Raw genomic sequence first — 13,145 nt, forward strand, 5'->3', positions numbered from 1 at the left:
AACTCGTGGCCGGCCCCGAGTAACGGAAAGTCGCGGCGGGCCCCGACCCCGAGTAACGGCAAGTCGCGGCCGGCCCCGACCCCGAGTAACGGCAAAGGGGCCCGCTCCAACGTGGCGCGGGCCCCTTTGCCGTACAACTGACTAGTCCTGCTTCTTTCGTCGCGTCCCGAAGACGATCTCGTCCCAGCTCGGGACCGCCGCTCTGCGGCCCGGGCGGACGCCGTCGGCTTCGGCCTGGCGGTCGGTCGCGCCGACGAGACGGTCGCGGTGGCTGCCGACCGAGCGGGGCATGAGCACGTCCGCGTAGGCGGACCCGGCACCGGCCGAGGCCGCGGGGGCCGGGGGCTCCTCCGCCTCGGGCTCGGTGGGTGGCTCCTCCGTCGCCGGGAGCTCCGCGGTGGCGGGCCGCTCGGGCACCACCATGTCGCCCCGGAAGCTGGGCACCGCTTCCAGGAGGCTGGTGAGCGAGTCGCGGTCGCTCACACTCTCCTCGATCGGCTCGGGGGAGGGTCCGGGCAGGCTCGGGCGCTCCATCTGCCGGTCCAGGGCGCGGTCCAGCGGGCGGTCGCGCGGCAGCCGTGCGATACGCGGGACGAAGGGGAAGCTCGGCTCGGGCGCCGCGAGGTCGTCGGACTCGCCGATCAGCGAGCGCGCCTCGTCGTCGACGGCCTGGACGAGCCGCCGGGGCGGGTCGTACGTCCAGCTCGCCGAGTGCGGCTCGCCCGCGACCCGGTAGACCAACAGCACTTCCCACGTGCCGTCGTCACGACGCCACGAGTCCCACTGGACGGTGTCCTTCTCGGCACCCCGGATCAGCAGCCGTTCCTGGACGGCCTCACCGAGCTGGGGTCCGGCGTTCTCACCGGGGCGGCGGACAGGAGTCTTCCGGGCCCGCTCGGCCATGAAGGCACGCTCGGCGAGCACGGGGCCCTCGAAGCGACGCACCCGGTCGACGGGGATTCCCGCGAGCTGGGCGACTTCCTCCGCGGAGGCGCCGGCACGTATCCGTGCCTGGATGTCTCGGGGGCGGAGATGGCTCTCCACCTCGATCTCGATCTGGCCGAGGCGGGGACGGTCGCCGCGAACAGCGGCGCGCAGACGCTCGTCAATCGGAAGCGTGTACTCCGTGCTGTCCGCAGCCTTCAGCACCAGCCGTGTGCCGTCGTTAGAGACGGCCACGACACGCAGTTCGGGCATGGGGACCTCCCGGGTGGTGCCTGCCGACGTCACGTGCGTCGCTGCTTCCGCTAGTCGAGTGTGGCCTGCCCGGGTGCAGCCTGCCACAACCTTGCCGAGTTGCCCGGCGTGTCGGGCACGGGCCCGGGGTCGCCGTTATGGCACGGTTACCTATTCGCAACGCTAAGTGACGAACTCCATCACCCTGTGCAACGAGCCCCCTCCCGGCGGTCCTGTCAGGCCCCGGACACCCTGGCGGGAGTCCGGACCCAGGGCTCGCAACAGTACTCCATTCGGGCCATGTGCGTGGATCGGCACGCCGCCCAACTTCTAGTGAGGGGTGCTAGTTGGCCGTCCGCTGTGCCGTATTAGTGACCTTGAAACGTGTCGTACTTCACGTAATCGCCGGAAATGGAACTAAACGTTTCGCCCGTCCGTCCCTTTCTCGTGCAAGCGGTCGAGAAGTACGGGAAAGGCAGGCAAGGTCCGGGGATGCGTGAGAAGTCGGATACCGGCGAGGAACCGGGGGCGAAGGAAGGGGCACCGAGGAGGAAGCGGGTGGACCTGAGCCTTCCACAAGTCGCGGGCAGCGCCGTGGCCGCGGTGGTGGCGGCCAAATTCGCCTCCTACTTCGGGGTGTACGGGACGATCCTGGGCGCCGGAGTGGTCAGCGCGATCGCCACCTGTGGGGGCACCGTCTTCCAGCACTTCTTCAAGCGCACCGGCGAACAGCTCCGCGATGTCACGGTCCAGGCGAAGCCGAGGCCCGAGCAGGCTCCGGTACCGGGGGCGTTCACCGAGGGCACCGTCTATCGCGCCCGGGTCAAGAGCTGGAAGCGGCCGGTGGTCGCGGCGGCGCTCGTCTTCGGCGTCACGATGGCGGGGATCACGACGTACGAGCTGGTGTCGGGGCAGAGCTTCAGCGGCGACGGCACGAGCACCACGGTCGGTGACGCGCTCAAGAGCAGTGGCTCCGGCTCCCACTCGACGCCCGGTACGGCGCCTTCGAGTCCTTCGAGCGGTTCCTCGTCCAGGGAGCCGTCGGTCACCGACAGCACTCCCGGCACCGGAGACGGCTTCGGCACCGGCGCCACTCAGGGTGACGGCGGTGCCGCGACCCCTACGCCGACGCCGAGTTCCAGTGCCGCTTCGCAGGCGCCGGCCGACTCCCCGGCGCCCACGGACGGTTCCGCTACGAGCCCAGCACCCGACGCAGGTAGTCGTTCCCAAAGCGCCGATCCGGGTCAAGGCGGTCCCGCAGCGCCGTGAACTCGCCGAAGCGCGGATACACCTTCGAGAAGTACTCCGCGTCGCGGGTGTGCACCTTGCCCCAGTGCGGGCGGCCCTCGTGCGCCGTGAAGATCCGCTCGGCCGCGGTGAAGTACGCCTGATAGGGCGTACCCCTGAACATGTGGACGGCGATGTAGGCGCTCTCCCGCCCGGACGCCGTGGAGAGCGCGATGTCGTCCGCGGGGGCCGTGCGCACCTCGACGGGGAAGCTGACCCGCAGGGACGAGCGGTCGACCATCGTCTTCAGCTCGCGCAGCGTCTCGACGAGCGCCTCGCGCGGAACGGCGTACTCCATCTCCACGAAGCGCACCCGGCGCGGGGAGGTGAAGACCTTGTAGGGAATGTCGGTGTAGGTCCGCGCGGACAGGGCCCGGCTGGAGATCTTGGCGATCGTCGGGATGGTGGCGGGCGCGGCGCGGCCGACCAGATTGGCCACCTGGAAGACCCCGTTGGAGAGGAACTCGTCCTCGATCCAGCCGCCGATCTGCCCGATCGGCTTCTCGGGGCCGGCGCTGCGGTTGTTGCGCTTGGTGTTGCAGTTGCCGGTGTGCGGGAACCAGTAGAACTCGAAGTGCTCGTTCTCGGTGAAGAGTTCGTCGAAGTCGGCGGTGACCTTGTCGAAGGTCATCGGCTCCTCGCGGGCCGTGAGCAGAAAAATGGGCTCTACGGAGAAGGTGATCGCGGTGACGATCCCCAGGGCGCCGATGCCCACCCGGGCCGCCGCGAAGACGTCGGGGTTCTCCTCCTCGGAGCAGCTGAGGAGCGAACCGTCCGCGGTGACCAGCTCAAGTCCCTTGATCTGCGCGGCGATCGAGGCCGAGTCGCGGCCCGTGCCGTGCGTTCCGGTGCTGGTCGCGCCCGAGACCGTCTGCTCCATGATGTCGCCCATGTTCGTGAGCGACAGCCCCTCGCGCGCGAGAGCCACATTGAGGCGCTTGAGCGGGGTGCCCGCCTCAACGGTGACGGTCCCGGCCTCGCGGTCGATGTTGCGGATGCCGGTCAACAGTTGAGGGCGGATCAACACGCCGTCGGTCGCGGCGGCGGCGGTGAAGGAGTGCCCGGTGCCGACGGCCTTGACCCTCAGACCGTCGTCGGCCGCCTTGCGTACGGCCGCGGAGAGCTCCTCGACCGAAGCGGGGGCGACCTCCCGCACGGGACGGGCGGTGACGTTCCCCGCCCAGTTACGCCACGTGCCGCTCTTCCCGCTCACTGTGGTGCTCATGGGTCCCCTCCCGCTGCGGAACCGGCCTGCTCAGCCGGCGATACCCGAGGAATCCGACCGCGACCGCGACGGCTCCGGACACCGCCGGAACCCCGTACCCGGCCTTCGCACCGGCGGCGTCGATCACCCAGCCGGCCACGGAGGAGCCGAGCGCGACCCCGACCGCGAGTCCGGTGCTCACCCAGGTCATGCCCTCGGTCAGTTTCGCGCGTGGTACGTGCTGTTCGATGAGGGACATCGTCGTGATCATCGTGGGAGCGATGGACAGGCCCGCAACGAACAGCGCCACGGCCAGAAACGGCAAGTTTCCGACCAGTAGCAGGGGGATCATACTCACGGCCATGGCGCATATGCCCAGCAGCCACCGACGTTCGGGCGCCCCCTTGAAGTGCAGCAGTCCGAACACGGCTCCCGCCGCGCAGGAACCCGCCGCATAGAGGGCCAGGACCACGCTCGCGGCGCCCTTGTGGCCCTGCTCCTCCGCGAAGGCCACGGTGACCACGTCCACGGCCCCGAAGATCGCTCCGGTCGCCACGAACGTGGCCACCAGGACCTGGAGTCCGGCCGCGCGCAGCGCCGAACCGCTGGTGTGGTGCTCGCGCGGGTGCGGCACGGGCTCGGTCGCGCGCTGGGAGGTCAGCCAGAAGACGCCCACTGCCAGGAAGCAGGCGGCGAGCAGCGGGCCGGCCTCCGGGAACCACACCGTGGACAGGCCGATGGAGAGGATCGGCCCGAAGATGAAGCAGATCTCGTCCACCACGGACTCGAACGAGTACGCGGTGTGCAACTTCGGGGTGCCTCCGTAGAGGGCCGCCCAGCGGGCCCGGATCATCGCGCCGATGCTCGGGACACAGCCGATCCCGGCCGCGCAGAGGAACAGCACCCAGTCCGGCCACTCGAAGCGCGCGGCCAGCAGCAGCCCGGCGGCCGCCGCGAGCGCGAACAGGGTGACGGGGCGCAGCACCCGCCGCTGGCCGTGCCGGTCCACCATCCGGGAGACCTGTGGGCCCATCACCGCGGCGGCGAGCGCCATGGTCGCCGACAGCGCGCCCGCGAGCCCGTAGCGCCCGGTGAGCTGGGAGATCATCGTCACCACGCCGATGCCCATCATCGACAGGGGCATCCGGCCGAGGAAGCCCGCGGCGGAGAAGCCCTTGGAGCCGGGGGCGGCGAACAGGGCGCGGTACGGGCTGGGCACGAAGGGTCTCCGGTGGGCTCGGCCCGGCCGCACGGTCACCGCGTGCGGTCGGACTCCGGTAAGGCGTGTAGATGGCCGATACAGCTTACGGGTTAGGTGGCCCTAACGCACTCCTTCGCGTACTCCCCGATTCCGCTTGTCATGTGGCTGTTGTCCGGCAGTCAGCGACGGATGGCAGGATCGGACACATGCCAGATGTGCTCGACGCCACCCCCTACGACGCCCTGCTCCTGCTCTCGTTCGGCGGCCCCGAGGGCCCGGACGACGTGGTTCCGTTCCTGGAGAACGTGACGCGGGGGAGAGGCATCCCCAAGGAACGGCTGAAGGAAGTGGGGCAGCACTACTTCCTGTTCGGCGGGGTCAGCCCGATCAACAACCAGAACCGTGCCCTGCTCGATGCCCTCCGCAAGGACTTCGCGGACCACGGCCTGGACCTGCCGGTGTACTGGGGCAACCGCAACTGGGCGCCGTACCTGACCGACACCCTGCGCGAGATGGTCGCCGACGGCCGCCGCGGCGTCCTCGTCCTCGCCACCAGCGCGTACGCCTCGTACTCGGGCTGCCGGCAGTACCGCGAGGACCTCGCCGGCGCCCTGGCGGCCCTCGAGGCCGAGGGCCTGGAGCTGCCGAAGATCGACAAGCTGCGGCACTACTTCAACCACCCCGGCTTCGTGGAGCCCATGATCGAGGGCGTCCTGAAGTCCCTCGCCGAGCTCCCCGAGGACGTACGGGCGGGCGCGCACCTCGCCTTCACCACGCACTCCATCCCCACCGCGGCCGCCGACACCTCCGGCCCGGCCGAGGACCACGGCGACGGCGGCGCCTACGTCAAGCAGCACCTGGACGTGGCGAAGCTGATCGCCGACGCGGTGCGCGAGGAGACCGGGATCGAGCACCCCTGGCAGCTCGTGTACCAGTCGCGCTCCGGAGCCCCGCACATCCCGTGGCTCGAGCCCGATATCTGCGACCACCTGGAGGAGCTGCACGGGGCCGGGGCCCCGGCCGTCGTGATGGCCCCCATCGGGTTCGTCTCGGACCACATGGAGGTGCTGTACGACCTCGACACGGAGGCGACGGCCAAGGCGGAGGAGCTGGGGCTGCCCGTGCGCCGCTCGGCCACCGTGGGCGCCGACCCCCGCTTCGCCGCGGCGATCCGCGACCTCGTCCTGGAGCGCGCCGCTACGGAGAACGGGCTGCAGGTGACACCCTGCGCCCTGGGCGCGCTCGGCGCGAGCCACGGCCTGTGCCCTGTGGGCTGCTGCCCGGCCCGCGCCCCCAAGCCCGCCGCCGCGGGCGCCGACAGCCCGTACGCCTGAGGAGCCCCTTGATCGAGCCCCTGCACACCGAACTGCTCCAGCTCGCCCACGACGCCGCCCGCCGTGCCGGTGAGCTGCTGCGGGACGGCCGCCCGGCGGACCTCACGGTCGCCGCCACCAAGTCCAGCCCGATCGACGTCGTCACCGAGATGGACATCGCCGCCGAGAAGCTGATCACCGACCTGATCTCCCAGCACCGCCCCCACGACGGCTTCCTCGGTGAGGAGGGCGCCTCCAGCGAAGGCACCAGCGGCATCCGCTGGGTCGTCGACCCGCTCGACGGCACGGTGAACTACCTCTACGGGCTGCCGACCTGGGCGGTGTCCATCGCGGCCGAACAGAACGGCGAGACCGTCGTCGGAGTCGTCGCGGCACCGATGCGCGGCGAGACCTACAGCGCCGTGCGCGGCAGGGGCGCCCGGGCCACCGGGGCCTGGGTCGGCGAGCGCCGGCTGGCCTGCCGCCCGTCGCCGCCCCTGGACCAGGCCCTGGTCTCGACCGGCTTCAACTACGTGACCGAGGTCAAGGTCCACCAGGCCGAGGTCGCCCACCGGCTGATCCCCCTGCTGCGCGACATCCGGCGCAGCGGTTCGGCGGCCGTCGACCTGTGCGACGTCGCCGCGGGCCGCCTCGACGGCTACTACGAGCGCGGTCTGCACCCCTGGGACCTCGCGGCGGGCGACCTGATCGCCCGTGAGGCGGGCGCCCTGACCGGTGGACGCCCCGGAGAGCGCCCCGGAGGCGATCTGGCGGTCGCGGCCTCCCCGGGCGTCTTCGAGCCCCTCCAGCGGCTTCTGGAGGAGTTCGGCGCCTGGCACGACTGAGGACACCCACCGTTCCCGCCGCGTACGGCACCCTGTGCGTACAGCGGCTACGGAATTCGGTACGCACAACAACGGAGCGGGGCCCCGGCACTGGATCGATGCCGGGGCCCCGCTCTTGTACGAACTGCTCAGACGCGCGACGCGCCGACCTCCACACCGTGCTCGGCGGCAAGGCGGCGCAGGTCCTCGAGCTCGGCCTGCTCGACCTCCGCGAGGAAGTCGTCGCCTGTTTCGCGAGCCCGCGTCAGGTCGGACTCGGTCGCCCTTATGCGCTGCAGAAGTCCTGCGGTGAATGCGTCCATGCTGCGCCCCCTCGTCCTGGGTCGTGGGTCGGTGGCACGGGGGTGTGCCGTTGGGAAGGGGCGATCACGTCTCCAGAGGGTGCCCAGCGCTGCCCGGGCTGGGCGGCGACGGTGCCGGACACCCACGCCCGCTCTGCGGAAGCGGTTGGACGTACCACAAGGTGGCTTGCCACATGCAGAGCGTGATCGCGGGGTGTAAAGCCGTCCTCCCCCCGCTCCCTTCCGTAGAAACCTCAACCCGACGAGAAAATCTCGCATTCCCGGGCCCCGAGACCGTCGTACCGGGCGCCCGTCACCCGTCTTACAGCCGGTTTACGGCCGAAAAGGGCAGGATGGAGGCCTTACCCATGACAGACCCCCCTGCCCACGTGTGCCGAAGAGGCGCTACGCGGGTGGACAGAGGAAGGACAAGCGACGTGCGCGTACTCGTCGTCGAGGACGAGCAGCTGCTCGCCGATGCGGTGGCCACCGGACTGCGCCGGGAGGCCATGGCCGTCGACGTCGTGTACGACGGTGCGGCCGCCCTGGAGCGCATCGGCGTCAACGACTACGACGTGGTCGTCCTCGACCGCGACCTCCCGCTCGTGCACGGCGACGACGTCTGCCGCAAGATCGTCGAGCTCGGCATGCCCACGCGCGTGCTGATGCTCACCGCCTCCGGCGACGTCAGCGACCGTGTCGAGGGCCTGGAGATCGGCGCCGACGACTACCTCCCCAAGCCGTTCGCGTTCAGCGAGCTGACGGCACGCGTGCGTGCCCTCGGGCGTCGGACGAGCGTGCCGCTGCCGCCCGTCCTGGAGCGCGCCGGGATCAAGCTCGACCCCAACCGGCGCGAGGTCTTCCGCGACGGCAAGGAGGTCCAGCTCGCGCCCAAGGAGTTCGCCGTCCTGGAGGTGCTGCTGCGCAGCGAGGGCGCCGTCGTCTCCGCCGAGCAGCTCCTGGAGAAGGCCTGGGACGAGAACACGGACCCCTTCACCAACGTCGTCCGCGTCACTGTCATGACCTTGCGCCGCAAGCTCGGGGAACCCCCGGTCATCGTCACGGTGCCCGGCTCCGGCTACCGGATCTGATCCGCGGTGGCCACGACGCCCGCGCCCCCCACGGCGCCTCCGAAGCCCACCTGGGACCCCCGAAGGGCGGAGCCCCCGTTCCCCTGGCTGCGCCCGACCATCCGCATACGGCTCACGCTGCTGTACGGCGGCATGTTCCTGATCGCCGGCATCATGTTGCTGTCGATCATCTATCTGCTCGCGGCGCAGGCCCTGAACACGGGCGCCGAGCCGCTCTTCAAGATCGTCAGCGGTACGTCGATCAAGGTGAGCAGCGACAACTGCCCCGCCGTCCAGGCGGGCAACCTGTCACTCGACGAGTTCAACGTCGCGATCAGCAACTGCATCGACCACCAGCGTCAGACGGCCCTGGACGACCTGCTCAGCCGCTCCCTGCTCGCCCTGCTCGGCCTCGCGATCATCGCCTTCGCCTTCGGCTACGCGATGGCGGGTCGCGTCCTGTCGCCGCTCGGCCGGATCACCCGCACCGCACGCGCGGTGGCGGGCTCGGACCTCTCCCGGCGGATCGAGCTGGACGGCCCCGACGACGAGCTGAAGGAGCTGGCCGACACCTTCGACGACATGCTGGAGCGGCTGCAGCGGGCCTTCACCGCCCAGCAGCGGTTCGTCGGCAACGCCTCGCACGAACTGCGCACCCCGCTCGCGATCAACCGCACGCTCCTCGAAGTGCACCTGTCCGACCCCGGAGCCCCGGTGGAGCTCCAGCAGCTCGGCAAGACGCTGCTCGCCACCAACGAGCGCAGCGAGCAGCTCGTCGAGGGACTGTTGCTGCTCGCCCGCAGCGACAACCAGATCGTCGAGCGCAAGCCCGTGGACCTCGCCGAGGTCGCCACACAGGCCGTCGACCAGGTGCACGCCGAGGCCGCGGCCAAGGGTGTGGCGATCCGCGGGGAGCGCGCCGCGGCGGTGGTCCAGGGCAACGGCGTCCTGCTGGAGCGGATCGCCCTGAACCTCGTCCAGAACGCGGTGCGGTACAACGTGCCAGAGGACGGCTGGGTCGAGGTCACGACGCAGGTCCAGCACGGCCAGGCGGTACTGGTGGTCACGAACACGGGTCCGGTGGTTCCCGCGTACGAGATCGACAACCTTTTTGAGCCTTTCCGGCGGCTGCGCACGGAGCGCACCGGCAGCGACAAGGGCGTGGGCCTCGGCCTTTCCATCGCCCGGTCGGTGGCCCGCGCACACGGGGGCCATATCGCGGCAGAGCCGCGCGAGGGGGGTGGGCTCGTGATGCGCGTCACCCTGCCGATCTGAGAACATGTCGCGGACACGCGGCGATGTTCGCTTTGCGCGGAATTTTCTGGTCGCCCATCCGGGAGACTCGTGTGTGATCGATCACAAGGGCGAATTTCTGGCCATCTACTCTCCGTGGTCACGCAGGCTGCCGTAAAGCCGGGAAAATCCGGGTTTTCGGGGGTCTAGATCACGGGAAGTACACGGTGGGACGCCTTTGAAGTGGGCCCTTCGGACCGTGTACGGTCCGCATCGCCATCCAAGCCGATCACTCATGAGGAGTCCGGTTGGGTGTCGATTGAGTAACAGACCTTGATGTGAGGCAAAATCTCCGCCTCAGGTCGGGCACAAGTCCGGCCTCTCACGCGTTACGTGCGCTGAGACACCGCAGACACCCAGAGGGGGAGAGCGACATGGCAACGGATTACGACACCCCACGCAAGACCGACGACGACGTCGACTCGGACAGCCTTGAAGAACTGAAGGCTCGCCGGAACGACAAGTCGACGTCGTCGGTCGATGTAGACGAGTTCGAGGCCGCAGAAGGCCTGGAGCTGCCCGGAGCCGACCTCTCGAACGAGGAGCTGGCCGTCCGGGTGCTGCCCAAGCAGCAGGACGAGTTCACTTGCATGAGCTGCTTCCTGGTGCACCACCGCAGCCAGCTGGCCCGCGAGAAGAACGGTCAGCCGATCTGCCGCGACTGCGACTGAGGCAGGGTCGGCCGTGACTGGCTCGACCCCACCTTGGAAGCGCCGCTTCCTCTCACGGGCAGCGGACGAAGGGTCCTCAGACGGCTCTGAAGGCGTGCGTGACGACGAGCGGGGCTCATCCCGACCAGGATCAGCCTCGCTCGAGCGGGCGCCCGCCACAGCGCCGACAGGCGCCTTCGGGCGGGCCGGTGAGGTGAAGCCGGCCGACGATCCGGAACCGTCCGACGGTTCGGTTCCGGCGGACGTCGCCGTTCCCGCCACCGGCCGCCGTGCGGCCGGCCTTCGGGACGGGGTCAGAAAGGGCGTCCAGAAGGGCGGCAGCAGGGCCAAGGCGGGCCTGGCCCACCTCGCCGACCGGATCATCGAGATCGCGCCGCGCGTCCCCGTACGGGACCTCGCGACCCTCCGCAGGCAGTTCCCGGGACTCACCCCCGAACAGCTCGCGGACAAGCTCGTTGCGGGTGCGGCCAACGCGACGTCCACGGTGGGCGCCGGGATCGGTGCCGCCGCGATGCTGCCGGTGCCGCCCGCGATGCCGACCGAGCTGGCCGCGGAGATCACCGGCGTCGCCGCGATCGAGCTGAAGCTGATCGCCGAGCTCCACGAGGTCTACGGCCTGCGGCCGCCGGGCAACCTCAAACAGCGCAGTACCGGGTATCTGAACTCCTGGTCCTCCGAGCGCGGGATCGACGTGACCAAACCGTCGACGGTCAACGCCGCGTTGGGCGGCCAGATGAAGCGCGAGCTGCGCCAGCAGATCATGAAACGCATGGTCCGGGATCTGCCGAACCTGATGCCGTTCATGGTGGGCGCGGCGGTGGGGGCGGTCATGAACCGCCGGGACACCAAACGCCTGGCGGCGCGTATCCGCAAGGACCTGCGCAAGTCCCAGGTGCCGTGGGACGCACTCGCGGAGCTGCCGCCCCTGGAGAAGCCGGCGGATCCCCTGCGGTTGGGGGAGATCCCCAAGGAACTGGGGCACTGAGCCCCGCCCGGCACCGCCCGCCCGCGCCTGGTTGAGACGAGCGGTGGGGCAGGGGTCACCGGCTCGTGGTGGCCGGGAGCAATGGATGCGAAGGCACACTGCCCGTGGAGCGGTGTGCGCCGGTGCGTAACCGCTCCACGAAGGCGCACCGTCGCGCGCCGTGGTGGTGCGGGGCGCGACTTCTTCTTCGCAGCTACGCCGTGGCCCGAGCCGCATCGAGTGCCGCGATCAGGCGCTCCGGCTCCCTCGTCGACAGGTACAGGTACGGCGTGGGGTCGGCCGGGTCGGTGACCTGGACGCGGAGGGCCGTGGGGATGTACGCCCGCAGGAGCATGAAGGCGCGCGGATCCGCCTTGTAGGTGCGCCAGGCGCGCGCCTCCTCCTGGTCCATGATCTCCGCGTCGCCCAGGGCCGCGACCGGGATCTTCGCCTCGCCCGCGATCAGGGAGTCACCGACGACCCGGATGCGGATCGACCCGTACGCACTCGCCACGACCGCCGAGACCGCGGTGCCGCCGACCAGCGCGCCCAGCAGCGGCAGCGTGCCGAAGGGGAGGAAGACCAGGGCCATCGCTATCCCGATCAGGAAGCAGATCGCCCACCAGCTGCGGGGGGCGGTGAGGCGTTCTTCGTACGGGGAGGCGGAGAGCTGCATGAAGCCAAGCTTGGCACGGTGCGAAGACTTGGTGGACGCGCGGGTAAGGTCTGCGGCTGTGAGTCGTACTTCCGCAGCTCTGCAGCCTCCCGCCGACGCCGCCGCGCCGGTGCGGCACCCCGACGCGCCCGCCCCCGGCGAGCTCCTCGGCGCCCACTACGAACAGTGTTTCGGGTGTGGCGGGGAGCAGTCGCACGGACTGCACCTGGAGGCCCGCGCGGGGGAGGGCGTCACCGTCACGGCGGAGTTCACGGTACGGCCCGCCCACCAGGGCGCCCCGGGGCTCGCGCACGGCGGAGTGCTCGCCACCGCCCTCGACGAGACGCTCGGCTCGCTGAACTGGCTGCTGCGCACCATCGCGGTCACCGGCCGTCTGGAGACCGACTTCGTTCTGCCCGTCCCCGTGGACACGGTGCTGTACCTGGAGGCCGAGGTCACGGCGGTGGCCGGCCGCAAGATCTACTCGACCGCCACCGGTCGGATCGGTGGCCCGGACGGGCCCGTCGCCGTTCGCGCGGACGCCCTCTTCGTCGAGGTCAAGGTCGACCACTTCATCGACAACGGCCGCCCGGCGGAGATCCGGGCCGCCATGAACGAACCGGACCAGATCCGCCGTGTCCGTGCCTTCGAGGTGAACCCGTGACCCGCGAGCCCCGTCAAGAACTCGCCGTGCTGATCCGCCGTGTCGACCCGGACGTACCGCTTCCCGAGTACGCGCAGCCCGGTGACGCGGGAGCCGATCTGCGTACCACCGAGAGCCGTGAACTGAAGCCGGGCGAGCGCGCCGTACTGCCTACGGGTGTGTCCATCGCGCTGCCCGAGGGGTACGCGGCCTTCGTGCACCCGCGTTCCGGGCTGGCCGCCCGCTGCGGTGTCGCCCTCGTGAATGCCCCGGGGACGGTTGATGCCGGGTACCGTGGGGAGATCAAGGTGATCGTGGTGAATCTCGACCCGCGCGAGTCGGTGCGGTTCGAGCGCTTCGACCGGATTGCTCAACTGGTCGTCCAGCAGGTCGAGAAGGTCCGCTTCCAGGAGGTCGCGGAACTCCCCGACTCGGCGCGGGCCGCAGGGGGCTTCGGGTCCACTGGCGGTCATGCCGCTGTGGGCGGCACAACGGGTGGGAATCGATACGCTTCGGTCGTATCCGACCGGGAAGGACAGTGA

Annotated in this window: 14 protein-coding genes; 9 read left to right on the forward strand and 5 right to left on the reverse strand. The window is 70.2% G+C overall.

Going from position 1 to position 13,145, the window contains the following annotated elements:
* Positions 1-141: 141 nt before the first annotated feature.
* The gene (gene sepH / locus FNV62_RS37250) at positions 142-1,197 is read right to left on the reverse strand and encodes a septation protein SepH (RefSeq protein ID WP_097224578.1); all 1,056 of its coding nucleotides are present in this window, start codon (positions 1,195-1,197) and stop codon (positions 142-144) included.
* A 471-nt stretch (positions 1,198-1,668) separates the two neighbouring features.
* Here sepH and FNV62_RS37255 point away from each other — a divergent pair, with 471 nt between their 5' ends.
* Entirely contained in the window at positions 1,669-2,445 is a 777-nt protein-coding gene (locus FNV62_RS37255; RefSeq protein WP_143609393.1) for a hypothetical protein, read from the forward strand.
* Here FNV62_RS37255 and FNV62_RS37260 read toward each other — a convergent pair.
* Positions 2,369-3,688 carry a D-arabinono-1,4-lactone oxidase gene (locus FNV62_RS37260; RefSeq protein ID WP_097286539.1) on the reverse strand — a complete coding sequence of 440 codons (1,320 nt, stop codon included), beginning with the start codon at positions 3,686-3,688 and terminating at the stop codon, positions 2,369-2,371. The genes FNV62_RS37255 and FNV62_RS37260 overlap by 77 nt on opposite strands.
* Positions 3,648-4,886, reverse strand: a complete 1,239-nt coding sequence (locus FNV62_RS37265) for an MFS transporter (protein WP_054229924.1) — start codon at positions 4,884-4,886, stop codon at positions 3,648-3,650. Before FNV62_RS37265 ends, FNV62_RS37260 begins: the two co-directional genes overlap by 41 nt.
* A 188-nt stretch (positions 4,887-5,074) precedes the next feature.
* Between FNV62_RS37265 and FNV62_RS37270 the strand changes: the two genes are divergently transcribed.
* Together FNV62_RS37270 and FNV62_RS37275 are read left to right on the forward strand one after the other, a co-directional pair.
* A complete protein-coding gene (locus tag FNV62_RS37270) occupies positions 5,075-6,202 on the forward strand; it encodes a ferrochelatase (RefSeq protein WP_143628409.1) in 1,128 nt (375 codons plus the stop codon).
* A gap of 8 nt (positions 6,203-6,210) precedes the next feature.
* The gene (locus FNV62_RS37275; RefSeq protein ID WP_060901126.1) at positions 6,211-7,026 is read left to right on the forward strand and encodes an inositol monophosphatase family protein; all 816 of its coding nucleotides are present in this window, start codon (positions 6,211-6,213) and stop codon (positions 7,024-7,026) included.
* A gap of 128 nt (positions 7,027-7,154) precedes the next feature.
* On the opposite strand, the gene FNV62_RS54735 is transcribed toward FNV62_RS37275, so the two are convergent.
* Entirely contained in the window at positions 7,155-7,328 is a 174-nt protein-coding gene (locus FNV62_RS54735; RefSeq protein WP_165854003.1) for a hypothetical protein, read from the reverse strand.
* A 416-nt stretch (positions 7,329-7,744) separates the two neighbouring features.
* Between FNV62_RS54735 and FNV62_RS37280 the strand changes: the two genes are divergently transcribed.
* The 4 genes from FNV62_RS37280 (at position 7,745) to FNV62_RS37295 (ending at position 11,326) form a co-directional block, all read left to right on the forward strand.
* Positions 7,745-8,398, forward strand: coding sequence for a response regulator transcription factor (locus FNV62_RS37280; RefSeq protein ID WP_010983842.1), 654 nt, complete (start codon positions 7,745-7,747; stop codon positions 8,396-8,398).
* Between the two features lie 6 nt (positions 8,399-8,404).
* On the forward strand, positions 8,405-9,652 hold the full coding sequence (locus FNV62_RS37285; protein ID WP_060901125.1) for a sensor histidine kinase: 1,248 nt from the start codon (positions 8,405-8,407) through the stop codon (positions 9,650-9,652).
* Positions 9,653-10,044: 392 nt separating this feature from the next.
* Entirely contained in the window at positions 10,045-10,341 is a 297-nt protein-coding gene (locus tag FNV62_RS37290) for a DUF4193 domain-containing protein (protein ID WP_003997302.1), read from the forward strand.
* A 13-nt stretch (positions 10,342-10,354) separates the two neighbouring features.
* Entirely contained in the window at positions 10,355-11,326 is a 972-nt protein-coding gene (locus FNV62_RS37295) for a hypothetical protein (RefSeq protein ID WP_164331823.1), read from the forward strand.
* Positions 11,327-11,519: 193 nt separating this feature from the next.
* Here FNV62_RS37295 and FNV62_RS37300 read toward each other — a convergent pair whose 3' ends face one another.
* Positions 11,520-11,981 (reverse strand): DUF3093 domain-containing protein, encoded by a 462-nt coding sequence (locus FNV62_RS37300; protein ID WP_054229929.1) that lies wholly within the window; start codon positions 11,979-11,981, stop codon positions 11,520-11,522.
* Positions 11,982-12,039: 58 nt separating this feature from the next.
* Between FNV62_RS37300 and FNV62_RS37305 the strand changes: the two genes are divergently transcribed.
* Both FNV62_RS37305 and dut read left to right on the forward strand, forming a co-directional pair.
* On the forward strand, positions 12,040-12,624 hold the full coding sequence (locus tag FNV62_RS37305) for a PaaI family thioesterase (protein WP_060901124.1): 585 nt from the start codon (positions 12,040-12,042) through the stop codon (positions 12,622-12,624).
* A complete protein-coding gene (gene dut / locus FNV62_RS37310) occupies positions 12,621-13,145 on the forward strand; it encodes a dUTP diphosphatase (protein WP_054229931.1) in 525 nt (174 codons plus the stop codon). The genes FNV62_RS37305 and dut overlap by 4 nt, the downstream gene beginning before the upstream one ends.

It is taken from the genome of Streptomyces sp. RLB3-17 (assembly GCF_007113425.2).
Taxonomy (GTDB): Bacteria; Actinomycetota; Actinomycetes; order Streptomycetales; family Streptomycetaceae; genus Streptomyces; species Streptomyces mirabilis_D.